25 protein-coding genes are annotated in these 23,848 nt (G+C 58.1%); 15 read left to right on the forward strand and 10 right to left on the reverse strand.

Annotation, left to right across the window (positions count from 1 at the left end; all coding sequences use genetic code 11):
* Positions 1–11: 11 nt before the first annotated feature.
* The 8 genes from benB to MGEO_RS03500 all read left to right on the forward strand — a co-directional run bounded on the left by benB (position 12) and on the right by MGEO_RS03500 (position 6,988).
* Positions 12–539, forward strand: a complete 528-nt coding sequence (gene benB, locus MGEO_RS03465; RefSeq protein WP_085635325.1) for a benzoate 1,2-dioxygenase small subunit — start codon at positions 12–14, stop codon at positions 537–539.
* Between the two features lie 71 nt (positions 540–610).
* Positions 611–1,633 (forward strand): benzoate 1,2-dioxygenase electron transfer component BenC, encoded by a 1,023-nt coding sequence (gene benC / locus MGEO_RS03470; protein ID WP_085635326.1) that lies wholly within the window; start codon positions 611–613, stop codon positions 1,631–1,633.
* The gene (gene benD, locus MGEO_RS03475) at positions 1,630–2,409 is read left to right on the forward strand and encodes a benzoate diol dehydrogenase BenD (protein ID WP_085635327.1); all 780 of its coding nucleotides are present in this window, start codon (positions 1,630–1,632) and stop codon (positions 2,407–2,409) included. The genes benC and benD overlap by 4 nt, the downstream gene beginning before the upstream one ends.
* A 42-nt stretch (positions 2,410–2,451) precedes the next feature.
* Positions 2,452–3,624, forward strand: coding sequence for an ABC transporter substrate-binding protein (locus MGEO_RS03480; protein ID WP_085635328.1), 1,173 nt, complete (start codon positions 2,452–2,454; stop codon positions 3,622–3,624).
* 58 nt (positions 3,625–3,682) lie between these two features.
* Entirely contained in the window at positions 3,683–4,552 is an 870-nt protein-coding gene (locus MGEO_RS03485) for a branched-chain amino acid ABC transporter permease (RefSeq protein ID WP_085635329.1), read from the forward strand.
* A 4-nt stretch (positions 4,553–4,556) separates the two neighbouring features.
* Positions 4,557–5,561, forward strand: coding sequence for a branched-chain amino acid ABC transporter permease (locus MGEO_RS03490; RefSeq protein WP_085635330.1), 1,005 nt, complete (start codon positions 4,557–4,559; stop codon positions 5,559–5,561).
* Entirely contained in the window at positions 5,554–6,297 is a 744-nt protein-coding gene (locus MGEO_RS03495) for an ABC transporter ATP-binding protein (protein WP_085635331.1), read from the forward strand. Before MGEO_RS03490 ends, MGEO_RS03495 begins: the two co-directional genes overlap by 8 nt.
* Positions 6,290–6,988 carry an ABC transporter ATP-binding protein gene (locus tag MGEO_RS03500; protein WP_085635332.1) on the forward strand — a complete coding sequence of 233 codons (699 nt, stop codon included), beginning with the start codon at positions 6,290–6,292 and terminating at the stop codon, positions 6,986–6,988. The genes MGEO_RS03495 and MGEO_RS03500 overlap by 8 nt, the downstream gene beginning before the upstream one ends.
* Positions 6,989–7,018: 30 nt before the next feature.
* On the opposite strand, the gene MGEO_RS03505 is transcribed toward MGEO_RS03500, so the two are convergent.
* Together MGEO_RS03505 and MGEO_RS03510 are read right to left on the reverse strand one after the other, a co-directional pair.
* Entirely contained in the window at positions 7,019–7,909 is an 891-nt protein-coding gene (locus MGEO_RS03505; RefSeq protein ID WP_085635333.1) for a LysR family transcriptional regulator, read from the reverse strand.
* A gap of 106 nt (positions 7,910–8,015) precedes the next feature.
* Positions 8,016–8,891, reverse strand: coding sequence for a dioxygenase family protein (locus MGEO_RS03510; RefSeq protein WP_085635334.1), 876 nt, complete (start codon positions 8,889–8,891; stop codon positions 8,016–8,018).
* A 246-nt stretch (positions 8,892–9,137) separates the two neighbouring features.
* On the opposite strand from MGEO_RS03510, the gene MGEO_RS03515 reads away from it, so the two are divergent.
* The 5 genes from MGEO_RS03515 to MGEO_RS03535 all read left to right on the forward strand — a co-directional run bounded on the left by MGEO_RS03515 (position 9,138) and on the right by MGEO_RS03535 (position 12,812).
* A complete protein-coding gene (locus MGEO_RS03515; RefSeq protein ID WP_085635335.1) occupies positions 9,138–9,539 on the forward strand; it encodes a hypothetical protein in 402 nt (133 codons plus the stop codon).
* A complete protein-coding gene (locus tag MGEO_RS03520; RefSeq protein WP_085635336.1) occupies positions 9,536–10,393 on the forward strand; it encodes an alpha/beta fold hydrolase in 858 nt (285 codons plus the stop codon). The genes MGEO_RS03515 and MGEO_RS03520 overlap by 4 nt, the downstream gene beginning before the upstream one ends.
* 234 nt (positions 10,394–10,627) lie before the next feature.
* Complete coding sequence (locus tag MGEO_RS03525) at positions 10,628–11,488, forward strand: BKACE family enzyme (RefSeq protein WP_085635337.1); 861 nt, start codon at positions 10,628–10,630, stop codon at positions 11,486–11,488.
* Positions 11,485–12,189 carry a CoA transferase subunit A gene (locus MGEO_RS03530; RefSeq protein WP_085635338.1) on the forward strand — a complete coding sequence of 235 codons (705 nt, stop codon included), beginning with the start codon at positions 11,485–11,487 and terminating at the stop codon, positions 12,187–12,189. Before MGEO_RS03525 ends, MGEO_RS03530 begins: the two co-directional genes overlap by 4 nt.
* Positions 12,189–12,812, forward strand: coding sequence for a CoA transferase subunit B (locus tag MGEO_RS03535; RefSeq protein WP_085635339.1), 624 nt, complete (start codon positions 12,189–12,191; stop codon positions 12,810–12,812). Before MGEO_RS03530 ends, MGEO_RS03535 begins: the two co-directional genes overlap by 1 nt.
* Before the next feature lie 304 nt (positions 12,813–13,116).
* Here MGEO_RS03535 and MGEO_RS03540 read toward each other — a convergent pair whose 3' ends face one another.
* The 5 genes from MGEO_RS03540 to MGEO_RS03560 form a co-directional block, all read right to left on the reverse strand.
* A complete protein-coding gene (locus MGEO_RS03540) occupies positions 13,117–14,064 on the reverse strand; it encodes a tyrosine-type recombinase/integrase (protein ID WP_085635340.1) in 948 nt (315 codons plus the stop codon).
* 254 nt (positions 14,065–14,318) lie between these two features.
* On the reverse strand, positions 14,319–14,831 hold the full coding sequence (locus MGEO_RS21105) for a hypothetical protein (protein ID WP_143746230.1): 513 nt from the start codon (positions 14,829–14,831) through the stop codon (positions 14,319–14,321).
* Between the two features lie 2,199 nt (positions 14,832–17,030).
* The gene (locus MGEO_RS21110) at positions 17,031–18,020 is read right to left on the reverse strand and encodes a hypothetical protein (RefSeq protein ID WP_143746231.1); all 990 of its coding nucleotides are present in this window, start codon (positions 18,018–18,020) and stop codon (positions 17,031–17,033) included.
* On the reverse strand, positions 18,021–18,968 hold the full coding sequence (locus MGEO_RS03555; protein ID WP_085635343.1) for a hypothetical protein: 948 nt from the start codon (positions 18,966–18,968) through the stop codon (positions 18,021–18,023).
* A 332-nt stretch (positions 18,969–19,300) separates the two neighbouring features.
* Positions 19,301–19,708 (reverse strand): helix-turn-helix domain-containing protein, encoded by a 408-nt coding sequence (locus tag MGEO_RS03560; protein ID WP_085635344.1) that lies wholly within the window; start codon positions 19,706–19,708, stop codon positions 19,301–19,303.
* Between the two features lie 208 nt (positions 19,709–19,916).
* Here MGEO_RS03560 and MGEO_RS03565 point away from each other — a divergent pair, with 208 nt between their 5' ends.
* Positions 19,917–21,302 (forward strand): IS1182 family transposase, encoded by a 1,386-nt coding sequence (locus MGEO_RS03565; RefSeq protein WP_085635345.1) that lies wholly within the window; start codon positions 19,917–19,919, stop codon positions 21,300–21,302.
* A 363-nt stretch (positions 21,303–21,665) separates the two neighbouring features.
* Here the strand turns inward: MGEO_RS03565 and MGEO_RS03570 are convergent, their stop codons facing one another.
* From MGEO_RS03570 to MGEO_RS21115, 3 genes are all read right to left on the reverse strand, one after another.
* Positions 21,666–22,322, reverse strand: a complete 657-nt coding sequence (locus MGEO_RS03570) for a hypothetical protein (RefSeq protein ID WP_085635346.1) — start codon at positions 22,320–22,322, stop codon at positions 21,666–21,668.
* A gap of 10 nt (positions 22,323–22,332) precedes the next feature.
* Positions 22,333–22,818, reverse strand: coding sequence for a hypothetical protein (locus tag MGEO_RS03575; RefSeq protein ID WP_085635347.1), 486 nt, complete (start codon positions 22,816–22,818; stop codon positions 22,333–22,335).
* A 233-nt stretch (positions 22,819–23,051) separates the two neighbouring features.
* Positions 23,052–23,270, reverse strand: coding sequence for a hypothetical protein (locus MGEO_RS21115; protein WP_158090972.1), 219 nt, complete (start codon positions 23,268–23,270; stop codon positions 23,052–23,054).
* Between the two features lie 151 nt (positions 23,271–23,421).
* On the opposite strand from MGEO_RS21115, the gene MGEO_RS03580 reads away from it, so the two are divergent.
* On the forward strand, positions 23,422–23,694 hold the full coding sequence (locus MGEO_RS03580) for a hypothetical protein (protein WP_085635348.1): 273 nt from the start codon (positions 23,422–23,424) through the stop codon (positions 23,692–23,694).
* Positions 23,695–23,848: the final 154 nt, after the last annotated feature.

Consider the following 23,848-nt stretch of genomic DNA (forward strand, 5'->3'; position numbering starts at 1 on the left):
GAGGAATTACAATGAGCATCGCTACACTTGAACGACCGGCCACATTTGCAGCTATGAGCTACGACGAGATCCAGGCGTTTCTTTTCGCCGAAGCCCGTGCTCTGGACGACCGCGACTGGGACACATGGCTGACCTTCTATCACAAGGACTGCCCGTTCTGGATGCCAGCCTGGGATGATTACGACACCCTGACCGAAGACCCGCAGAACGAGATGTCCCTGATGTTCTACCCGAACAAGCAGGGGATTGAGGACCGCGTGTTCCGAATCAAGACTGACCGGTCCTCCGCCACATCGCTGCCCGAACCGCGCACCAACCACTACCTGTCTGGCATTGAAGTGCTGAGCCGCGAAGGCAGCGAGATCAAGCTTCGCTTCAACTGGCAGACGCTGAGCTATCGCTATGGCAAGACAGACCAGCACTGGGGCACGTCGTTCTACACGGTCGACACCAGTGGTCCGAAGCCGCTGATCACCGACAAGAAGGTGGTCCTTAAGAACGATCACATCCACCACGTGATCGACGTCTACCACATCTGATCCCCGTCATATCGGGAACCTGAAGACCTCCGCGCACCGTGTCAGGTGCGCGGCCAAGGAAGGAGCATGCCATGACGACCTACAACGTTGCCCTGAATTTCGAAGATGGCGTCACCCGCGTCATCCAGTGCGATGACGACGAGAAGGTGACAGATGCCGCCTTCCGCCAGAAGATCAACCTGCCGATGGATTGCCGTGACGGCGTCTGCGGCACCTGCAAGTGTTTTGCAGAAAAGGGCGAGTACGAGCTGGAATTCTACATGGACGAGTCCATGAGCGATGAGGAAGCCGAAGCAGGCTATGTCCTCACCTGCCAGATGATCCCCGAAAGCGACTGCGTTCTTCGGGTTCCGGCATCGTCGGCTGTCTGCAAGACCGCACCCGAAGCTGTCGAGGGCGAAGTGCTGGGCGTGAATCGCTTGTCCGAGACGTCCTTTGGCCTCCGCGTCAAACTCGCCAAGCCGATGGGTTTCCTGCCGGGGCAGTACGTGAACGTCACCGTTCCCGGTACCGCATCGCACCGCTCCTATTCCTTCTCGTCCGCCCCTGGTGCAGACGAGGCGACCTTTCTCATCCGTAACCTGCCAGGTGGCGTGATGAGCAGTTATCTGGGCGACCGCTCCCAACCGGGCGACGCAGTGACCCTGACCGGACCGATGGGCGCGTTCTACCTGCGCCCTATCGAACGCTCGCAGCTTTGGCTGGCTGGCGGCACGGGCCTCGCCCCGTTCCTGTCGATGCTGGAACAGGTGGCGGAGCAGGGGTCGGATCATCCGATCACGCTCTACTACGCTGTGACCCGCGCCGCCGACCTTGTGGAACTGGACCGCGTGAACGCCCTGGCGGAGGCAATCGGCAACGTGACGGTCATCACGATCCTTGCCGCCGAGGACGACGCGCACGAGCGTAAGGGCTTTGTTACGGATCACGTCACAGGCGAAGATCTCAACGACGGTGATTGCGACGTCTATCTCTGCGGTCCGCCCCCGATGGTGGACGCGGTGCGCGCGCATTTCGGCAAGCTGGGCGTGGAACCTGCGAATTTCTACTACGAGAAGTTCAACCCGACCGAAGAGAAGGCCGAAGCGGCATGACACGCCGGTTTGAGGACAAGGTCATGGTCGTGACCGGTGCCGCGCAAGGCATCGGCCGCCGTGTCGCCGAGCGCGCCGCGGTCGATGGGGCCAAGGTGCTGATCGTCGACCGCTCGCCCGCGCGCAAGGAGGTCGTGAAGGCGATCCGCGCGGCGGGTGGGACGGCAGATGCGATCTCAGTCAACCTCGAGACCTGGGTGGGCTGCGACAAGGCCATGCAGAAGGCGGTGGACCTGTGGGGCGGCATCGACATTCTTGTGAACAACGTGGGTGGCACGATCTGGGCCAAACCGTTTGAGCATTATGAACCGCAGCAGATCGACGCGGAAGTGCGCCGGTCTCTCTTCCCGACGCTCTACTGCTGCCGGGCTGCGATCCAGCGGATGCTTCCACGCGAAAGCGGTGTGATCGTCAATGTCTCGTCCATCGCCACACGGGGCCTCAACCGCGTGCCCTATGCTGCGGCAAAAGGCGGCGTGAATGCGATCACCGCAAGCCTTGCCTGGGAAGTGGCAGAACGCGGCATCCGGGTGGTGGCAACCGCCCCGGGCGGCACCGAAGCACCGCCGCGCGTTGTGCCGCGCAACCCGAATGCAGCCGAGGAACAACGCGAAGACTGGTACAAGACCATCGTCGATCAGACGATCCAGTCCTCATTCATGAAACGATACGGAACGCTCGACGAGCAGGCAGGACCGATCCTGTTTCTTGCGTCGGACGATGCCTCCTACATCACCGGTGTCACAGTGCCGGTAGGTGGGGGCGATCTTGGATAGGCCCTGAGGAGGGGTCTGCAACACAACTGGAGGAATACCACAATGAAACGCGCGACACTGGCGGCCCTCGGGCTTGCCACCAGCATTGCTATGCCTGCTGCTGCCGAAGACATCAAAGTCGGACTGCTGCTTCCTTTCTCTGGCGTTTACGCCGCCCTTGGTAACGAGATCGAGGCAGGCTTCAATCTGGCTCTTGAACAGTTCGGCGGCGAGACCGACGCTACGTTCGAAATCGTTCGTGAAGACACCGAAGTGAAACCGCCGGTCGCTCTGGGCAAGGCCAAGAAAATGATCCTTCAGGACGATGTCGATGTCATCGCCGGGATCGTCAGCTCGGGTGTTCTTGGAGCAGTACGTGACATGGTGCACGGTGCGGGCGTACCGCTGATTGTGGCCAACGCGGGCAACGACGAAGCGACCGGAGCCGATTGTTCGCCCTTCATCACGCGCATGTCGTTCTCAAACAGCCAGGTCAACCGCCCGATGGGCATGTGGATGCACGAACAGGGCATCGGCAAGGTTTATACGCTTGCCCCCGACTATGCAGCGGGTCGCCAGATGATTGACGCCTTCACCGCAAGCTTTACCGCTGCCGGTGGCGAAGTGGTTGGACAGGAGTTCACCCCGTTTCAGAAAACGCAGGATTTCGGCCCCTACCTTGCCCAGGCCAAGGCAAGCGGCGCAGATGCGGTCTATGTGTTTTACGCAGGCGGCGAAGCAATTTCGTTTGTCAAACAATATGACAGCTTTGGCCTGAAAGCAGAATTGCCGCTGTATGGCTCCGGCTTCCTGACATCGCCGCTTTATGTAAATGCCGAAGGCCCAGCGGCCGAAGGCGTGATAACCGCGCTGCATTACGTGCCGACTATCGACAGCCCGGCAAATGCCGCCTTTGCGGATGCCTTCGAAGCTGCAAACGGTCGCGTGCCGTCGGAATTTGCCGTTCAAGGCTATGATGCAGCCCGCGCGCTGATTGAAGCCACCAAGACCGGTGCATCGGATCGCGCGTCTCTGGCCAACGCGCTGCGCAGCGTCAAGTTCGAAGGCCCGCGCGGGCCGCTGTCGATCGATCCGTCGACGAACAATGTCATTCAGCCGATCTATGTCTACGAAACGGTCGCGGGCGAAGACAGCCTGACCCAAAAGGTTCTGGCCCAGCTTTCGGCAGAGGCTGACCCGGTCAACGGCTGCGAGATGGCTCCGGTTTCCAACTGACCCGTACAGCCCGGTCGCTTGCCAGCGGCCGGGTCGCACTGTCCGAGGAGGACCTCTCATGGCACATGATCTTGGCTTCTGGACACTTCAGGCGTTGAACGCGCTGCAACTGTCCATGCTTCTGTTTCTGCTTTCCATCGGCCTGACGGTCATCTTCGGGTTGATGCATTTCGTGAACCTCGCGCATGGCTCACTCTACGCGTTGGGTGCATATTTCGCTGCTTCCTTGACCGCCGTGGGCGGCTACTGGATGGGGTTCTTTCTGGCTCCCGTAGTGGTGGCCGGTATTGGAATCCTGCTGTATTCCGGTCTGATCAAACGGATGCGCAAGTCCGGCCCGATGGCGCAGGTTCTGGTCACTTTCGGGCTGATTTTTGCGATGCTCGACCTGACGCGCATCTTCTGGGGTGATCTTGCGCTGGCCATCGAAGTGCCTGCTTTGCTGGATGGCCGGCTGGCGTTTCTGGGCGTCGAATACCCGACCTACCGGCTGTTTATCATCGTTATGGGCCTCGCGATCTTTGGCGCTTTGGCGTTTGTCCTGGGACGTACACAGATAGGCGCGATGATCCGCGCGGGTGTCGATAACGATGCCATGGCAGCCTGTCTGGGCATCAACGTGGAACGCCTGTTCTTCATGGTTTTTTGCTTTGGCTGTGCGCTGGCGGGTCTGGCGGGCGCGGTCGCGGCACCGCTGTTGAGCGTGACGCCGGATATGGGCCTGCAAATCCTGATCCCGACGCTGATCGTCATCGTGATCGGCGGGCTTGGGTCACTGAAAGGCGCGGTTGCCGGGTCGCTGATCTACGGCTTCGTACAGACCTTCGGCGCTGTTCTTGCGCCGCAATTGGCATCTGTTCTCATCTACGCCCTGTTGGCTGCAGTCCTTGTGATCAAGCCTGTGGGCCTCTTTCCGGCGAAAGGATAAGCGCATGTTTCGTCACAACACACTTCGCTATGCCGTTCTGGTGCTGCTGGCCTCGGCTGCACTGTTCCAGGCGTTCACGGCCGAGTATTTCGGTCTGGAAATCCTGACAGAGATCCTGATCCTTGCCATGCTGGTTCTGGCTTTGGACATCGTCGCGGGCTTTGGCGGCATGGTCTCGCTCTGCCACGGCGCGCTGATGGGGGTGGGGGCATATGCCTATGCCCTTCTGTCAACTACGGCTGGCATCGCGCCTCCGGTGGCGATGGTAGGGGCGGTGGCCCTGACTGGTGCCATTGCCTGGGCCATCGGTGCGATCTGTTCGCGCAGCCATGGCATCTACTTCATCATGGCGACGCTCGCTTTCGGGCAGATGGCCTATTCCTACGTATTCGAAGCGCCGATCTTTGGCGGTGATGACGGGCTGGGCGGGATCGCACGGCTTGATCTGAGCTTTGTCGGCATCGACCTCAACGACAGCCGCAGCTTTGCTCTGTTCTGTCTTGTTGTCCTCGGGGCGATCTACGGGGTGTCGGTTTTGATCCTGCGCTCTGGTCTGGGCCGGTCGCTGACAGGCGTCATGCACAACGAGCAGCGCATGCGCGCTTTGGGCCTGACTGTTTGGCGCGTGAAGGCGGATGTGTTCGGCCTGTCGGGTATGATCGCGGGGCTCGCCGGCGTCCTGGCCGCACAGCACATCATGTATATCTCGCCTGGTCTTCTGAGCTGGACTGTCTCGGGCGAGGCGCTGGTTGTCGTTATCCTTGGCGGCTTGGGCACGCTTGTCGGCCCGCTGGTTGGTGCTGCAGCCTTTGTCGTGCTCAAGCACGAACTGAGCGCTGTCACAACCTATTGGCACCTTGTCGTAGGCGTCATCCTGATCGCCGTCGTCATGAGCCGTGCCAACGGGATCTTTGGCTGGATCGAGGCCCGCTGGGGCGACCGGATCGAACGCCGTCTGTCTGACACGACCCGCAAACCCGAAGCCAAGGAGGTGCTTGGAGATGCTTGAGACTCGCAATCTGGACAAGAGCTTTGGCGCCGTCCATGTCACACGCAACGTATCGCTCAAACTCGAACGTGGCGAACGCCGGATCATACTTGGACCGAACGGTGCGGGCAAGACGACGCTGTTCAACCAGCTTGTCGGCGAACTTACACCGGACAGCGGATCGGTGCATCTGGCGGGAGAAGACGTTACTGCTCTGCCAGTTGCCAAACGCGCCCGTCGCGGTCTGTCGCGTAGCTATCAGAAGAATACGCTGTTCGACGGGCTAACGGTGGAGGAAAACCTCGGTCTGGCCACCGCAGTTCACACCGGCAACGCGACCCAGCTATGGTCTGACAGCCTTGCCAAACCCGAGGTGCGCGAGATCGTGAACGAGGTGGCGGAACAGGTGAACCTGATGCCCTACATCCACGCTAAGGTGTCTGAAATCAGCTACGGCGTGCGCCGCCAGCTTGAGGTTGGTGTGGCACTTGCCACGCGGCCCCTGGTGTTGCTGATGGACGAACCTACCAGTGGCGTCGGGCCGGAAATGTCGAAAGGGTTTCACGACCTACTCAACAACCTGCCGCGCGATCTGACCATGCTGATCATCGAGCATGACATGGATCTCGCCTTTGATGTGGCCGACACGATCACCGTCCTGAACTACGGAGAGGTTGTGTTTGATGGCCTGCCCGAAGCGGCACGGGGATCTAAACTGCTTAAGGACATTTATCTGGGGAACTGGGAAGATGCTTAACCTGAACGCAATCGAGTCCGGTTATGGCGAAACGCAAGTGCTTTATGGCCTGTCGCTTGAGGCGCAGGCGGGCCGGGTGCTTGCCATCCTTGGTCGTAACGGCGCTGGAAAATCCACGACGCTAAAGGCCATCATGGGGCTGTTGCCGCTCAAGTCCGGGGAAATCCTGTTCGAGGGCAAACCGATGGCCGGCCAGCCCTTTGGCATCGCCAAGAGCGGGATCGCCTATGTCCCCGAAACGCGGGACATCTTCCCGTCGCTGACGGTGCGGGAGAACCTCGAGATCGCGGCCAAGCGGTTTGGCGGTGCCGGGGCGGACTGGACGATGGAGCGGGTGCTCGATCTTTTCCCGCGTCTGGGCGAGCGGATGGACAATGGCGGCACGCAACTCTCCGGCGGGGAACAGCAGATGCTCGCCATCGCCCGCGGTCTGTTGATGAATCCAAAGCTACTGATCCTTGACGAGCCGACCGAGGGGCTTGCACCGATCATCGTGAAGCTGATCCACGACAAGCTGCAAGACCTGAAAGCGGCGGGCCTGTCGATGATCATCGTCGAGCAGAACTTCGGCTTTGCCACGTCGCTCGCCGATGACGTTGTGATCGTCGGTAAGGGCCAGATCGTCTGGACCGGCAGCGCCAACGACATCAAGGCCGACGAAGACGCGCAGCACACTTGGCTGGGTGTGTAAACGATCGGCCCGCTCGCCGGGCCGATCGGCCTAGAACATCTTGCGCGCCACCTTCTGTGCAATATTGACGAAATTCTTGACGTGTACGCCCTGTTCATCGACGCGATAATTCACAGATAATTCAGTCCGCGCGATCTCCGGTTCGATGTTTAGGAATTTCATTCCTTTGCGTGGCGCATTTGCGACCGATTCAGGGACCACGCACACGCCTTCACCAACCGCAACAAGGCTCAGTGCCGTTTGCAGGTCCATACACCAGATCCGCAAAGGCGCTTCGAAACCGGCATCTTCAATAGCCTTAAGCACCATGTCCGCATAGCTTGGCCGGGGGCGTTCCGGATAAAGGATCAGGTGATGCGTCATAAGCCGTTCGAGTTTGGCTACCGTCCGCGTGCCCGTGTCCACGATGTCGGGAAGGGCGAGGATCAGTTTTTCCTCGACCAGATGCTTTGACAGGAATTCGGGGTCTTTCAAAGTCGGGCGGGCAAAGACGACATCCAACTCGCGCGAGACCAAAGCCCGGTGCAGATCGGCATTGTTCATGGGAATAAGGCTGAGGTTCACCTCTGGGTAATTCGCCCGGTACGATCGAATGATGTTGGGCAGGATGCCAAAGGTGGCCGAGCCGACGAACCCGATCCGCAGACGTCCTTCGGCTCCTTGCCCCAAGCGGCGGACCTCAAGCTGCGTGTCCTCAAGCTGCGCCAAGATCGACTTGCCCCGCGCGAGCAACCGTTCGCCCGCCTGCGTCAAAGAAATCGCGCTCCGGCCCCGGTTGAAGAGGATCGCGCCCAGGTCTTCCTCGAGCTGTTTGATCTGACGGCTGAGCGGGGGTTGCGCCATGTCCAGGCGTTCGGCGGCACGGCCGAAATGCAGTTCTTCGGCCACTGCAATGAAATAGGTCAGTTGTTTGAAGTTCATATAGCGCCTCTCCCCAAAGTGAGACGTTATGCGATCCTGCTGATCTCACAAACGAAAAAAGGCCCCCGATCTAACGGGGGCCAGTATACAGGGAGGTGATGGGAGATCACTCGGCCGCGACAGCCTGAACTGCGGCTTCAGTCTTGAGCACGAAGTCGAATTCGAAATGCAAGTCGGTGCCAAGGCCTTCAGGCGCAGGCTTGAACTTGCCGATCAGGCTTTCCTTGACTGCAAAGACGGAGTCCTCTTCGAGCCATGCGCTGTCTGCGTCGTAAATCTGACTGATCAGCGGACGGTAGCCGTCCTTCGAGATGATGAAGTGCATGTGGCCCGGGCGGTTCGGGTGGTGACCCATAAAGCGCAGCAGTTCGCCCGCCGTTTCATCGTCCGGGATCGGGTAAGGAACAGGACGCACGGCGACAAAGGCGTAGTGGCCGTTCTCGTCGGTCTCGAAGCGGCCGCGCAGGTTGTATTCCGGCTGATCCGGGTCAAGGTTTTCGTAGATGCCGTTCGGTGCATCTTCCCAGACGTCGAGCGTCACACCGGCGATTCCGTTGCCGTTTTCGTCCTTGATGTAGCCTTCGAAATAAGCGGTTTCCTCGTTGTCGTAGTGCTTCTGGATGGTGGAGCCACCTTTGGGCAGTACCGGCGGGTTCTCGCGGTAGAACGGGCCGAGCACAGTGGATTCGCTTTCGCCACCTTCGATGGGGTTGGTCATCATGTCGACCAGAACTTCGACGCCAAGGATATCGCCCAGCAGGATGAATTCCTGGCGGTTGTCATTACAGAGTTTGCCAGCGCGGGCGAGGTAATCGCATGCAGCTAGGAATTCGCTGTGCTGGAGCTTCACGTCTTTGATGAAGCCATGCAGGTGCTTGATCAGCGAGGTCGCTATTTCACGCTCGCGGTCGGTGATGGTGCCGTGTTTTCCGAGGCTGTTGATCACGACGTCTGTGATGTTGTCTTGGTTGACGATGCCCATGGGTTAATTCCTCCTCCTGGCAGTCTGTGGGTCGATGTCGGTGGGCAAATCTGCCTCCCGTCGCCATCCAGACTTCATCGAAACCGAGCCTTCACCCAATGCCTCGGGCGGTATCGAGTAATACCACAAACCGCGCAAATCAGGAAAACAACGGTGCCTCGGCGCATACCGGACGCAGAGTATTGACCCATACCCTGACCGGCATGGCGTGGGGGCGCTGGCGCATGTCACCAAAGCCCCCAGCACATGACCACATGGGAGGCGCAGGTGATCGACACCTTCACACATATCCAGACCCGCCTTGACGGCGCGCCGCATCTGCTGCGCCTTGGGCGGCTGTTCTCCGAGACCGTCCTGATCGATGTAGAGGGCGACGAATACTACCTGACCTTCGAAAAGGGCCGGATCACGTCGATTGTGGAAGGCCCAAGCCGCAAGACACCGTGGCGTTTTGCGCTGCGCACCGATGGCGAAGCGCTGGCACAGTTCTGGAAGGCCCGCCCCGCACCGGGCTTTCACGATATTTTCGGGCTGGTGAAGATCGGTCGTGGTCGCATCGACGGGGACATCCTGAGCCTCGTCAAGAACCTGCGGTTCTTCAAAGAGGTCATGGGCCTCGCTCGCGCATCAGAGGAGGTGGCAGCATGAGCATCGAACCGATCACGGGTCGCTATCTGACCGTCACTGTCCAAGGCACTCAGCGCCGCATCTACTTCGAGGAAGCCGGGCAGGGGCGTCCTGTTCTTTGCCTGCACACAGCCGGGGCCGACACCCGCCAGTGGCGGCACCTGATGAACGACGCCGAGATCACCGCTGCGAACCGTCTGATTGCGTTCGACATGCCGTGGCACGGCAAATCCCTGCCGCCCGAAGGGTTTGAGACCGAAGAATACCTTCTGACCACCGACGCCTATATCGAAACCGTACTGGCGGTGATCGATGGATTGGGTCTGGACCGACCCGTTCTGGCGGGCTGTTCGATGGGCGGACGTATCGCACTGCAACTCGCCGCGCGGCATGGCCACAAGTTCAGCGGCTTCATTGCGATCGAAGCCTCCGACTTCCAGCCCGCGTGGTACGACATCGACTGGTTCCACCGCCCTGACGCCCATGGTGGCGAAATGGGTGCCGCTCTTGTGTCAGCGAATATCTCGCCCTTCGCACCAAATGCAGAGCGTTGGAACACCCTTTGGATGTTCATGCAGAGCGGGCCAGGTGTGTTCCGGGGCGATCTGAGCTTCTACACCAAGGATGAAAGCCTTATCCCGCGTCTTCCCACCATCGACACGGGCAAGACCCCGGTCCACATCATTGTCGGTGCCTATGACCTGACCTGTACGCCGGAGGACGCGAAACGTACGGCAAACGCCATTCCGGGTGCGACGCTCGCCGTGATGGACGAGCTGGGTCATTTCCCGATGAGCGAACATCCCGAAGGCTTCCGCCCGTTCTTTATCGATGCGCTCGGCAGGATGTCGATCTCAACGGCCGAAGCTGCCTAATCGAAATCACAGCACGGGAGGAGGAGCCATGTGCAAGAACGAAGGAAACCCCTGTCCGGGATGCGAGAAGCACAAGTCGTCCGATGCGGCGTGGATGTTTTTCACCGAAGAAGAGCGTCTCGCACTTGACGCTATAAGCCAGACAAAAGCGCCTGTCCGCGCAGTCGCGGCATCCTGACAGATCATTGATCACACCAAGCCGGCCCGTTCGGTTTGGCACAGCGGAAAGACAATATGACAAACCCCTGCATCATCTGCGTCGCGATTACCGGCAGTCTGCCGACCAAGACGAATAATCCGGCTGTGCCGATCACCGTGTCGGAACAGGTGGAGTCGACGCACGAAGCGTTTGAGGCCGGTGCCACCATCGTGCATGCCCATGTGCGCAACGACGATGAAACCCCGTCTTCGGACCAGGAAAAGTTCGCGGCGCTTAAAGACGGGATTGAAAAGCACTGTCCTGGCATGATCATTCAGTTCTCGACCGGGGGCCGTTCCGGCGCGGGGCAGACACGCGGTGGGATGTTGCCTTTGCGGCCTGACATGGCCTCGCTCTCGGTTGGCTCGAACAATTTTCCGACCCGCGTTTATGAGAACCCGCCGGACCTCGTCCATTGGCTGGCCTCCGAAATGCTGACCTACGGAGTCAAACCCGAGATTGAGGCTTTCGATCTGAGCCACATTCTCAAAGCCAAGGAAATGGCCGACAAAGGTCAACTTGCCGGAACGCCGTATATCCAATTCGTAATGGGCGTGAAGAACGCCATGCCGGTCGATCGGGACGTGTTCGACTACTACATCCACACGGTGCGGCGGCTGTTCGGGGACGACGCCCCGTGGTGTGCGGCTGGAATCGGGGCGAACCAATTGACGCTGAACGAATGGGCCATTGCCGCTGGTGGACATGCCCGCACCGGGCTTGAAGACAATGTGCGTCTAAACCGCGACACGCTGGCCTCTAGCAATGCAGCACTGGTGCGCCGCGCTGTCGATATCTGTGACAAGAATAACCGCCCCGTCGCAACATGGCAGGAGGCGCGTCGTATTCTTGGATTGCCGGTGCCAAAAGCTGCAACAATAGGACGAGCCGCATGAAAAAGGTCTTTAAAACGGCTTCTGAGGCGCTGGACGGTCTCTTGAAAGATGGCATGCTGATCGCCGCCGGGGGCTTTGGCTTGTGCGGAATCCCTGAGCTCCTGATCGACGCACTGGTGGCAAGCGGGGTCAGGAATCTGACCGTTGCCTCCAATAACGCAGGCGTCGATGACTTCGGTCTCGGCAAGTTGCTCGCCACACGCCAGATCAAGAAGATGATGTCGTCCTACGTAGGCGAGAATGCCGAGTTCATGCGTCAGTATCTGAGCGGAGAACTGGAGCTAGAATTCAACCCGCAAGGCACACTGGCCGAGCGCATGCGGGCTGGCGGTGCAGGCATCCCCGGATTCTACACCCAGACCGGTGTCGGCACCCAGATTGCCGAGGGCAAGGAGGTCAAGCAGTTCAACGGCAAGGACTACATCCTTGAAGAGGGCATCTTTGCCGACCTATCCATCGTCAAGGCGTGGAAAGCCGATGACACCGGCAACCTTGTTTTCCGCAAGACCGCCCGCAATTTCAATCCGCCCGCCGCCATGTGCGGCAAGGTCTGCGTGGCCGAGGTCGAGGAGATCGTGCCGCGCGGCTCCATCGACCCGGATCACATCCACCTTCCGGGGATCTACGTGCACCGTCTGATCCAGGGCAACCACGAGAAACGCATCGAACAGCGGACCGTGCGCAAGCGGGAGGAAGCATAATGCCTTGGGATCGCAATCAGATGGCGGCGCGTGCCGCAGAGGAACTCGAAGACGGCATGTATGTGAACCTTGGGATCGGCATCCCGACGCTTGTTGCCAATTACGTGGGCGACAAGGACATAACCTTGCAGTCCGAAAACGGTATGCTGGGAATGGGTCCGTTCCCATTCGAAGGCGAAGAGGATCCCGACCTGATCAATGCCGGCAAGCAGACGATCACGGAGCTGGCGCGCACCAGCTACTTCGACAGTGCAACTTCTTTCGGGATGATTAGGGGCGGCAAGATCGCCGCAGCAGTTCTGGGTGCGATGGAGGTGTCTGAACAGGGGGATCTCGCCAATTGGATGATCCCCGGGAAGCTTGTCAAAGGTATGGGCGGTGCGATGGACCTTGTTGCGGGTGTCGGCCGGGTCATAGTGGTCATGGATCACACCAACAAGCACGGCGAAAGCAAGGTCTTGAAGGAATGCACGTTGCCGTTAACCGGCAAGGGCGTGGTCGATCGCATCATCACCAATCTCGGTGTGCTTGACGTTACACCGGGTGGATTGCGTCTTGTGGAATGTGCCAAAGGCGTAGCACGGGACGACATTCTGTCGGCGACTGAGGCGAAGATTATCTGACCAAATTCGCCGGGACGCGTTGTCCGGGCTGACTGTAAGAAGTGAAATGGCCGGTTCACAATGATCTCCGGCCACCATCAGGCATTGATCAAAGGGGTATGCAATCGACGCTTTGACAGGCAATCCTAGGCTCTCAAGATGCAATTTCCCAGTTGTTTGAGAGGGTCTTCCGTCGCCAGCATGCGAGAATATCTCTCTTGAGAAACTGCGGCGACGCGTGCCGCCGCAAACATGATTTGTTGAAGAATGGAAGAGTAGGTCAGTTACTGGGCGAAAATACCATCCATTAAGCCCAATTGAGCGCCTATGCCGCCAACAGATCGCTCTCCAGCTTCTCAAACAACGAGACATCTTCCTCGGGGCTTTCGAACAGATGCCCGTAGGTGTCCATCGTCATGGTGATAGAGGCATGTCCGAGCAGTGTCTGGATCTTCTTGGGGTTCCAGCCCTGCTCGATAAAGAGCGACGCCGCCGCATGCCGAAGAGCATGGATGCCGAACTTCGCCTCCCCGCGATCGTTCACGATGCCGTTTGCGACCAGCATCGGCTTGAAGATACGATTGTAGATGTTGGAGTAGTTCTGCACCCGCCCAGCGCCATTCGGGAAGACGAGCTCCAAATCGTTCTCCAGAGCCTCTGAGCGCCACGCTGAGAGCGTCTGATGAACAATTGGGGCCATAGGGATATCGCGCAGCCCAGCGCGGCTCTTGGGCGCTCCCATCGCCCCGAATTCGTCCGCCCGCTTCGAGACCTTGATGACCCGACGATCGAAGTAGACGCAGTCCCATGTCAGCCCGCGCAGTTCAGAGATCCGCATGCCTGTGAAGATTGCGGTGATGAACATCGCGCGATGGCTTGCGGGAGCGTTTTCGATGATCAGCCTGATCTCGTCTTTGGTCGGGATAATCTTCTCATCTTCCGCAGTTCGAGACTTACGACGCAGCTTCACATCCAATGCCACATTGTGGGTGATCCATTCCCGGTCGACAGCCTCTGAGAGGATCGATCGCAGGCTGACCATGACCTTCTTTACATGAGCCCGGGACACGCCGTCATCGAGCATGTCATACATGAAGTCGCGGACATCGCTTCGGGAGAGGGCTTCGAGCAGAAGATGACCTATCCTCGGGTCAATGTGGATGTTCACGTGGCTGCGATACGCCTTGAGTGTAGACCGCTCGAGTTCGTTCCGCTCGCTGGTCTTGAGCCAGCTTTGGCAGGCATCGGAGACGGTCTTCGTGGATATGGGCATATATGAAACCTCGCTGAATTCTCTGAGCTACATTATCTCATATTCATAGTCGGATGTCGGCCCAAAAATGCGTCCAAGACACTGTATTTGCTAATATTTGTGGGTTATTGTGGGGCGCGCGCGTGGGCCTGTCCGGGATTTCCCTGCGCCGGTTCGAGAGCAGTCAATTCCGAGACATGGAGCGCAAAAGCATGGGGTTCCTCCAAGGGTATCTCTTGATCACATCCGGTCCGCGACATGTCGCAGACATCACGTCAGAACCTGCAGCCCGTGCGCAAATGAATACTCTGCGATATGCCGCAGACCGACACCGAGCGCAGGTCGACATTGTGGGCTGGGATTACGCGCGTAAGATCAGGTCGCTTGATGACATTCCGTGCCTCGTAGATCTTCTGAAAAGACGTGCGGGGAATGCCGGGACATCCGTCTCTCAACCGCACCTTGTTCTGGACGACTACAATCGCTTGTTTCGCGCAACGACGTCCCAAGCAAGACGGGATGTCGTCCAGTTGCTCTGGCAGCATGCGGATGTGTTGCGGGATGTGCGAACCGGACAGCCCTTTAATGATCTCTCTGAGCGCTTCCGATACCGGCTCATTTCTGAGCGCCTGGCGCCGTTGGGCTTGGGGAAGAAACCCGTGCAGCGATCCGAGGCAATGCGCCAGCAGCAAACGAGTGCTGCGCGGGAAACGTCCATCAAGGCACGAGGCAAAGCCGCAAGGGATGCCGCGGTTCGATTGCAGGCCGCCTATTTGCAGTTTCAGCAACGAACACCCGGAGGCAGCCTCAAGGCGTTCATTGAAAGCGACGCCTCAAATGAAGTGGTGAACTCCTGGGGTAAGCCGTGGTCTTACCGAGGGGCAGCGAGAGCATTGCGGCAGGTGTCTGTTGGCAAAGACCAGATCTGACCGGACGGGATCAACTGGGTCGCAGTTTGGGGTTATCAAAGGTTTGGAAAGGGCTGAAATCAGCCTGAATAACTCTCCGGGAAAATCAGCCTGGAATGTGGGTATTCAGGAGTGAAACTTGGTTTTGGAGGTTTTTTCACGGAGAGTTCTGGTGCCCTTGATCAGGCCCAACCACCACAATATACTGTTCCGAAATGGGTGCGGCATCCAATATGTAGGCAAAACGTCCCGCGGAGCAGCGCTTTACCCTCCTTTCTTTATACTTACTCCAGATAGAATTCCTTCCCCAGTCTTCTTCAGCTTCTTCTTCGAGATAGAAAGACATAGAGAAGGGGGGGTGCCCTGCAGCTGACCTCCGGGGTGGGCTTCAAAAGCGATAACCGGCACCAGCTGACCTCCGGGGTGGGCTTCAAAAGCGACAACCGGCACCAGCTAACCTCCCGGGCTATGAAGCAATGACACATAGGGCAGCCACGGAAAGCGACGAGGTTCCGTGCTGCATCCGTTCCGGGGTTAGATCACGGGGGCGCTCAGGCGACCGAGGAGGGGTTCCGCGCGGTTTTTCGAGGGAAGAGGGGTGCCAGAGCGCTGAACGGGCGCTCAGTGAGCCGCTCCGCGGCTCTCAGGGGCTCTCTGAGGCCGGAGACTCCTTCTGTGGTGAGGGAGGCCATTGACAGCGATGCCTTGGATGGAATCAGTGCCTCGGACGAACTCCTGAACACCCCGGGACAGCTATGGTCATACAGAGAGTCAGCGATACCGTTGCGGCAGGTGTTTTTTGGTGAGAAGCAGACCTCTACGGAGAGGCAGTTCTTCGTCGGATTGTGACGCTCGTGAACGCGTCTCAAAGGCTGCAAACGCCCTGAAAAACTCTCCGCGAAAATCGGCGATTATTCTGGGGTCTGACGGGTTTTATCGGAGAGTTTGTGCGCCTATCGGCATTACCGATTTATTCAACATCTTGAGGAAATGGTTTTCAGGAATACAAGATACGGCGTGTCCCATCCCGCGGGGCAGTGCTCTACCCTCCCTTCCTTTATCTTACTCCAGATACAATCAAGTCTCATTCATTCACTTCATCTCCATTATTCCTGAAGTAGGAAGTATATTGAAAAGGGAGGGTTCACCCGCAGGTATCAACCTCCGGGGTGAGCCTGGGAAGCAACAAACGGATGGGCAACTCAACCTCCAAGCACATGAAACGATGTCCACTGAGGTGGCTCCCGGGACGCGGAGAAGCGAAACCTAAGACACTCTCGGATTGAAAGTGCTGGGGTCGTTCAGTTGCCCGTACAGCGCGTCTCTGTGCTCCATGATGTCAGGGTGTGCGGAGAGCCTTGGAGGCCGTTCTACGGGGCGCTCAGGCGCTCGTGGAGGCATGTGGCGATCGAGAGGCTCTCCTTTGCCGACGGCCAGTGGTTTTGACCCGAGTTTCGGATTTGCGAGAAGCCACTTGCAGAGACTTGAGGCGCTGCCGATGTCGCGGCAATCGAGCGATAAGAGTGCCCCCTTGAGGACCTCTGTTTGAAGCTGTGCTTCCTGCAAGGATCATGTTTGTCACGGCGTGGTGTTTCTTCATTTGCCGCCACCTGAAGCCTCATGCTTGTAGAGACCAAGTTGCTTGCTGGATGCGCCAATTTGAGCGGTGCGCCCGTGTCTTGGCAGCTAATTTAACGCCAAGTTGACAAAAGTTGACACGGAATCGGCTTTTTCTGGAGATCACGCGGTGCCCGCCTCTCGAAGACAGTCGTGCTGCCAGTGTGTTCTCAACGTTTCGCGGCATCACATCGTGTTCGTGAAGGCGGCCATTCATCTCAAAGGCTAAGTCCAGATGCGAACAGCGCTTGAACTGTTCTGGTCATCTGCCAAACCCAAATACGCACCCTGCTTTAATGCTCAATCTCAAGCGCCGCGTTTCATTCAAGGTTTCAAATTGCATATACCACCCCTGTCCTTTGCATATAGCTACGGACAGGGGCAGATATTACCAACGCCATACACATAGAGTAAACGCGCGCATGGGCTGCGACACCTAGCACAGTGCAAATGTTGGGCCACTCACTTTCGCGGTATGTACAAATCCTCCCGGTAAGGGATTTCGGTCGTGTCGATTAGCTCGTCGTCTGGCACGCCATATACCTTGAATAACACCGCGAGAAAGTCGTTGAACGCGATTTCTTCTGCCTCGTCCAAAGCCGCGATTTCTTCTCGGGTGAGCTTTTTAGGCATGAATTCTGGGTATTGCTTTTCAAGAGTTCTCGATAGTTTGTAAATGGGATTCTTGTCGTCGGGGAAATTGAATCGAGGTTCTCGTGCAAACTTATAGCAAAACCACGTAACCGCAGGCATACGCTTCCTGATGCTGTCTGGGTCCTCTTGCTCGTTGAAGAGGACTTCCCAGACCTGTGAAATAGCGATTGATGTGGGTATGAACCAAGGATCGCCTCCCGAGTGCTTGATGAGTCGACGTGCAGTTAAAACGGAGACTGCGGTTCGGTAGATTTTCTCAGGATCCGGCTTTTGACCGCGGCGCTCCCAAGCAACCGCAGTCTTGGTAGTCCCATTCACGACTTCATGGCAAAAGTCCCGAAACCACAAGAAAGTGTCGTAAAAAGATGGATCTCGAACAGGTATCCCTTCGCTGTTGTAACGTTTTTCTGGGAGTTTTCTGCCGCAAAGAAGCATTGCTCTTTCTGCGTGATAGAATGGTGTGCGAAAGTCGTCCCCTGGTTCAACCGTATTTGACCACGCCACGTATTTCGCGTTGTATGTTTTGGGGAAGTCGCGGCGCCATGCGTTTTGACGAACATCAATAACAAGCGACTGTATCGGAAAAGACTGGCGGAACGTTCTCACCTTATTTGGAGGGTTCTTGCGCTTACTGAAGATATTGTAGTTTGGTCGTCCGCGTTTGTTCATGTCTATCACCATTTGTAGTGTGCGCCGTTGCCTGCTTGGTGGCGGTAGATGGTTGCTGAGGGGATTTTTCGACGCATTGAGCGATTGGCTTTGCTTGGTTTCGGCAATTACTTGGTAGTTCAGCGCCAACTAAGCATTGACTTCGCAAAGCTCCTCGCGATCGACACGCCGCCAATCGATGCCCCGGACCTGCGTCCATCGACCTTTCTCGGTTGGGCGCCGCCAGGTCGGGACCAGCATCGCTTGCAAGGCTCGAAGGGCCTCATCGAAGTCGGTAAACTCCCGCTCGGACCCAGTCTCGCCAACGACATAGGCGCCGTCTTTCTTGAGCCCGGGGTGGAAGACGGACTTGTCGGGGGCCACGGGGACAAAGAGAGGCTCGGCGACATAGGTCTCGAGGTCAGCAATCACATCTGTGTCGTCCTGATAGCGCCACAGGGAGCTTACGAACTTCTTCTGCTTGCTGAGCCATCGCAGCGCGGAGTCGGCTTCTATGTGGTCGCTGGTGCCGTCTATGCCGCTGTTCTTTTCGGCCATTCTATTGCGCACGCTCTGCTCGGCCAGCCCAGACAGCAGCACAAGGTCGTCCCGGGTCAAAGGCTCTCCCTGATCAAGTTTCCAGCGCGCATGGGCCTTGGTGACGATCCGCCAGAGGGGGGATTTCTCTGCCTCCTGCAGCAATGCGCCGACGAGGTGGAGCAGCTCGCGGCCCAGCATGACTTGTTCCCGGAGAACCTGTTCCCGTTGCTCAACCGTTCGACACAGGTTGAGGACAATGCCGTAATCCGCGTAGGCGGTGAGGTCGTGGAGCAATGCGCCTGCAGGGGTTTCCGAGTAGATGCCATTGGCTTCTTCCTGAAGCGCGTCGCGCCAGCCGCCTTTCCGGGTCACGCTCAGACAGGCACCGACAAGTGCATCAAGTGCAGTGTCTGCCGCAGCCTCTCCGTAGAGGAGCGCTGCTATCCGCCCGATCTGTTCTGTCGCTTCGATGATGCTGTCTTCGAGGAACTCTTGCCCTCCAAAGAGCTCGCGAAACTCGCTTGCGCGTTCTGCGATTTCGACGTGATGGTCTATCATGCGCCTCCGTATCCAGTGCGATGGGTAAATTAGCGTACCAGAAATAAGGACCGGCGCTTTGCTTTCAAGTCCGCGCGCACAACTTTTCGCACGTCTCCAGCGCCGTGCGGTGGTGTTGATCCAGTTTGGGAAAGGCGGGGTCTTTGCCTATTTGCCTACGACGCCATGGACGCCTGGTTGCAGGAACCCTTAGGTGGGATGGGCGCTCTATAGGGGGCGTTGTTCAGTGTCCGCGACACGGAAAACGCCCGTCCTTGGAGAGAGCTAATCCTTGTAGAGAGGATAGGCGGTCGGGCAGAGTGGCCCGCCCGACCGTATAGTGTTCTGAAGCCTTAGATTTCCTCGGACTTGTCGGCAGCAAGCTCGAAGACAGAGATCAGCGTGCGCTTCAACTCTTCAGTCCAAGGGATGTCATAATCCACTAAAGCCAGGTGGTATGTTTCCAAGATATCCTCTTCCATCTGCGACAGATTAGGCCGCATGAACTCGTCGAGCGTCATCCAGATTTCCGGGTGGTATTCGCGTAGTGCAATTTGCAGAAACCTGCGGGTGTCGACTTCCAAAACTGCCGATAGAGCTGGAATGCGGCTGATCGGAACCTTGGTTTCGCCGGTCTTCATCATCGACAGGGCGTTGGGGTGGGCGAAACCGGCAGCTTTGGCGATCTCGCGTTGTGTCTTGTCACTGTTCTGAATCGCGTCGCGAAGGAAGTTTGTCGTCGGGGACGTTGCGGGGCTCATATTCTGCATCCTGTCTTAGGGGGTGCTGAGGGGTCTCAGCGCTTAGATGCAGATGTTAGAAGGCGATGGGTGGGGCCACAGGAGGCAGTTGCAAACTTCACGCATCTCACCTGAGAGACTACAAAGCGGGCGTATTTTGTTGAAAAACTCGCCTTGATCGAAGGACATCGCGCTGATTCAATTCCTGTAACTGACGGGAGGATCGGCGATGATGGGACCGCGGCAGGAAGCTCAACCAGCGCTATTCTACGACTTCTGTCTAGAAGGACACGTTCCCCAAGATCACCTGCTTCGATCCATCGACCGGTTTGTCGACCTCAGCAGCATCCGCACCCATCTTGCCGGTTTCTACAGCCACACAGGCCGCCCGTCAGTCGATCCCGAACTGCTGATCCGGATGCTGCTGGTCGGCTATTGCTTCGGCATCCGATCCGAGCGGCGGTTGTGCGAAGAGGTGCATTTGAACCTGGCGTATCGCTGGTTCTGCCGGCTCGACCTGAGTGACCGGGTCCCGGATCATTCGACGTTCTCAAAGAACCGACATGGGCGTTTCCGCGACAGCGAGTTGCTACGGCATTTATTTGAGACGACCGTCGCGCGTTGCATCGCGGAAGGTCTTGTCAGCGGTCAGCGCATGGCCATCGATGCCAGCCTGATCGAAGCGGATGCCAACAAACAGAACTCGACGCCGAAGGAAGACTGGGACGCAGCGATCATCGATCCGGCGGATGCACCCCGCGCCGTGCGCGAGTATCTCGAAACGCTGGACGAGGCAGCATTCGGTGCGGCCAGCGAGGTGCAGCCAAAGTTCACCTCCCATTCCGACCCGGCCAGCCAGTGGACCGCCGCGCGCAAGGGGCCCGCTTTCTTCAGCTATTCCGACAACTACCTGATCGACAGGGATCATGGCGTGATTATCGATGTGGAAGCCACCAGGTCGATCCGGCAGGCCGAGGTAGGCTCGACCAAGACCATGCTGGATCGGGTGAAGACTAGGTTCGACCTGCATCCCGAACGGCTGATTGCGGACACTGCCTATGGCACGGGGCCACTGCTGGGCTGGCTGGTTGATCGCAAAGTCGCGCCCCACATCCCGGTGCTCGATCATTCCGGGCGCAACGACGGCACCTGGACGCGGGCGGACTTCGAGTGGGACGCCAATAACGACCAATATATCTGCCCGGAGGGTCACGAACTGAAGCAGTTCCGCCGCAATTATTCCGATCCGAACCGAGGGCCGACCGGCAAGGGCGTCGCCAAATACCGCGGCCTGAAGCTTACCTGCCAAGCCTGCCCCTCGAAGTCACGCTGCTGCCCGAACATGGACTTCCGGTCCATCACCCGCGAGGAACACGAAGACGCCCGTCAAGTTGCGCGCGACATCGCCAAAACCAAGCAATACGACATCTCGATGAAGCTCCGAAAGAAGGTCGAGATGCTCTTCGCGCACCTCAAACGCATCCTCGGCTTGGGGAGGCTCCGATTACGTGGCCCATGCGGCGCAAATGACGAATTCCTCCTCGCCGCAACCGCCCAGAACCTCCGAAAACTTGCCAAGATCTTTCCTGCACCGCAGCAAATGCGAAAGGCCTGACAGGAAAGGCGCATGCGCCCGATTTGGAACGGCTATTTCTGCGCTCGCAATCGTCTGTTTTTCCACAGAATCGGCGGGAAGCCGACATTCGCTACAGCCGCGAACATACCAAGTGGCTCCAGCGAAAGCCGACATTAATGTGACCTTGCGCTCGGGAATTTTCTTGCATTGCCGCAAAGGCGCTCCCGGCTCAGAGCCATCGTACGCATTGAAGATGATGAGCTGAAAGCGGCCAATGTCTTCGGTCGCTATCGAGCAGCGAAGCCATTTCCCACGGGCCGGTGCAGCCTCGGAATCCGACCACCCGTCTTGAAACTCTATTAAGCCTTTGCCCTCGCTCTCTGATGGGGCAAGCCTTTTGCGTTAGAGTCGCAAGCCAAAAAACACCATCGCCAAAGGTACCGGTGAAACGGCAAGCGCGATGGTTGCGATTGTGGCAAGTGGTGAAAAGATACCGCTGAGACCCGCCATCAACATGATGCCGCCGCCGCCGCCGATGACCGAGTTTCCGGGCGTGTTCACCGCCACGGCCAGCGCGACATAGCGATAGCGGATCGCGAGCCGCAGCGCGCGCGCCGACTGCCCGTCCAGCAGCATGGCAACCCGGTCCTCACCAGACAGGGGTGCTGCCCGGGCAACGAGGTCTGCGGCCCTGTGCATCCGCAAGACCGACAAAACCCGCCGCAAGACATCAATGGGTAGAAACCGCCCTGCCGTGTAGGCGAGGATCATCGACGCCACGGTGCAGACATAGATCAACGGTGCGATGGCCGGACCGAAGGCCGCGAGCATCGCCAGACCGATTTCGGCCCCGGGCACGAAAGGCAGCGCGAGTAAGCCGATATAAGCCACCGCGCCAAGCATGATCATGCGGTGAACCTGCTGTTCGTTGTCGGGCCGGATCTGCAGATTCAGTGCATCGCGGACCATGTGCGCGCCCCAAGTGGCCAGCAGCAGCACCACGATCAGGATGGCGACGCGCAGGACAATACTGCCCAGCGAGGGACCAGGCGTTCGCATGGCGCGGTTCTCAGCCGGAGGTGGCGAGTGCGGCGTCGAAATCGGTGGCCGTGCCAGCCACTTCCATGACGATCTGATTGGTCCAATACCAGCGGCGCGTGGTCCATGTCCCTTGAATCGTAACAGCGTCGCCATCAACCTGACCGTAAAACACCACAGTGTGCGGCGCATCCGGGCAAACGGTCGTGGCGGTAAAATGGATCACGCCACCGATCTCTTTGGTTTGATAGTCGGACCAGCCGAAATCGCAGTAATTCTGGCAGTCAACCGACTGAAAGGTCCCATCCCGGAATATGATTTCGTCTTCCAGAACGGCACCACTGTTTACGTCGTGGCCGTAAACTTCGAATGCTCGGCCATCCAGCGCGCCGGACGACACCCAGGCACCTTCTGGCACTTGCAGGTCGGGGATGTCTTCGTTCATGACCGACATCGTGGCCGCGCCGGTTCCAAGCGTCGCGACGGCTATAGCAGCAACTTGAACGATCTGGGGCATGGCAACCTCTGAATGAGAATGGAGACTGGTTTTGGGAAATCGTGTCGATACGATACCACGCAGAATCCTCTGGTATCAATTGGATTGGGTCGGAGCCGCCACTTTGCAACCTAGGATGCATTGAGTTTGCGCAGCTTAGCGGCGCACTTCAGTATGCCCACCCGGTCCGAGGACTGGGTGGGAAGGGGCTTTGCGCCCCACATTCGGGTATCGTTTTCCTCTGACGACACGCCCTATTCGACGCCGAGGACACCTCTGAACAATTCGGCATAGGCCGCCCGCGCAAGGGCTACGCCCTCTTCCAGCGATGGATGCGGCGACAGGGTCGTTATGTATCCGACATCGACCATCGACAGGTAAGACTGACCGTCTTCTTCATAAAACGCGATATTGCCACAGGGCATCAGAGCGAGGTTGTGCAATCCCGCGGCCCCGACATAGTCATTCTGCAATCACCCGAAGCTGAGCGGCGTGAACAACGTATTTGGGCGACGCGCGAACCATTTGGCCGGTGGCGACAGGTGCCTTCTTGATTCAAGGCGCTACTTGTTAGGCTGCAAGCGCTGCGGGATCAGTGCCAAAAAAGAAACTGGAAGGATCAGCATGAAGCCGGTTGAGCTACCCGAGGTCCAGTCGTATCTAACGTTGGTTGAAGAATCTGATGGCTGCGACGCCCTTTTCAGGGCAGAAGTCGAAGCTCTTGATGAGCTGAATTTGAAGGCCGAGGGGGTCGATTGGGCTGACACCGCCGGAACAGATGAGTTGCATGACTACTGGTTGGCTGCAGATACCGCCAAGCGGCAGGCACACTTAGGAATGATCTGCCACATGCGAGCTCAGGCTTGGCACGCTATTTGGCGCAAATTCCTAAAGTGAAATGTCTTTTTGACAAAAGTGCAAAGATTGGACGCTGGTTGAAGCAAACGTCCGATGGCTTTGTCCCGCGATCTGTGAGTTCGATGAAGCCCGAAGCTTGCGCTTGCGGCGAAAGGCTGCAAAGCGGGCTGCTGTCGCAGCACCTCGGTTAGAG

This window comes from Marivita geojedonensis, assembly GCF_002115805.1.
GTDB lineage: Bacteria > Pseudomonadota > Alphaproteobacteria > Rhodobacterales > Rhodobacteraceae > Marivita > Marivita geojedonensis.

Bases quoted from the DNA above. Each gene is read 5' to 3' on its own strand.
- MGEO_RS03560 (WP_085635344.1), bottom strand. From the start codon at position 19,708: ATGAGCCCCGCAACGTCCCCGACGACAAACTTCCTTCGCGACGCGATT.
- MGEO_RS03480 (WP_085635328.1), top strand. From the start codon at position 2,452: ATGAAACGCGCGACACTGGCGGCCCTCGGGCTTGCCACCAGCATTGCT.
- MGEO_RS03520 (WP_085635336.1), top strand. From the start codon at position 9,536: ATGAGCATCGAACCGATCACGGGTCGCTATCTGACCGTCACTGTCCAA.
- MGEO_RS03490 (WP_085635330.1), top strand. From the start codon at position 4,557: ATGTTTCGTCACAACACACTTCGCTATGCCGTTCTGGTGCTGCTGGCC.
- MGEO_RS03540 (WP_085635340.1), bottom strand. From the start codon at position 14,064: ATGCCCATATCCACGAAGACCGTCTCCGATGCCTGCCAAAGCTGGCTC.
- benD (WP_085635327.1), top strand. From the start codon at position 1,630: ATGACACGCCGGTTTGAGGACAAGGTCATGGTCGTGACCGGTGCCGCG.
- MGEO_RS03570 (WP_085635346.1), bottom strand. From the start codon at position 22,322: ATGCGAACGCCTGGTCCCTCGCTGGGCAGTATTGTCCTGCGCGTCGCC.
- MGEO_RS03580 (WP_085635348.1), top strand. From the start codon at position 23,422: ATGAAGCCGGTTGAGCTACCCGAGGTCCAGTCGTATCTAACGTTGGTT.
- MGEO_RS03510 (WP_085635334.1), bottom strand. From the start codon at position 8,891: ATGGGCATCGTCAACCAAGACAACATCACAGACGTCGTGATCAACAGC.
- benC (WP_085635326.1), top strand. From the start codon at position 611: ATGACGACCTACAACGTTGCCCTGAATTTCGAAGATGGCGTCACCCGC.
- MGEO_RS03485 (WP_085635329.1), top strand. From the start codon at position 3,683: ATGGCACATGATCTTGGCTTCTGGACACTTCAGGCGTTGAACGCGCTG.
- MGEO_RS03495 (WP_085635331.1), top strand. From the start codon at position 5,554: ATGCTTGAGACTCGCAATCTGGACAAGAGCTTTGGCGCCGTCCATGTC.
- MGEO_RS03525 (WP_085635337.1), top strand. From the start codon at position 10,628: ATGACAAACCCCTGCATCATCTGCGTCGCGATTACCGGCAGTCTGCCG.
- MGEO_RS03515 (WP_085635335.1), top strand. From the start codon at position 9,138: ATGACCACATGGGAGGCGCAGGTGATCGACACCTTCACACATATCCAG.
- MGEO_RS03505 (WP_085635333.1), bottom strand. From the start codon at position 7,909: ATGAACTTCAAACAACTGACCTATTTCATTGCAGTGGCCGAAGAACTG.
- benB (WP_085635325.1), top strand. From the start codon at position 12: ATGAGCATCGCTACACTTGAACGACCGGCCACATTTGCAGCTATGAGC.
- MGEO_RS03535 (WP_085635339.1), top strand. From the start codon at position 12,189: ATGCCTTGGGATCGCAATCAGATGGCGGCGCGTGCCGCAGAGGAACTC.
- MGEO_RS03530 (WP_085635338.1), top strand. From the start codon at position 11,485: ATGAAAAAGGTCTTTAAAACGGCTTCTGAGGCGCTGGACGGTCTCTTG.
- MGEO_RS03500 (WP_085635332.1), top strand. From the start codon at position 6,290: ATGCTTAACCTGAACGCAATCGAGTCCGGTTATGGCGAAACGCAAGTG.
- MGEO_RS03565 (WP_085635345.1), top strand. From the start codon at position 19,917: ATGATGGGACCGCGGCAGGAAGCTCAACCAGCGCTATTCTACGACTTC.
- MGEO_RS03575 (WP_085635347.1), bottom strand. From the start codon at position 22,818: ATGCCCCAGATCGTTCAAGTTGCTGCTATAGCCGTCGCGACGCTTGGA.
- MGEO_RS03555 (WP_085635343.1), bottom strand. From the start codon at position 18,968: ATGATAGACCATCACGTCGAAATCGCAGAACGCGCAAGCGAGTTTCGC.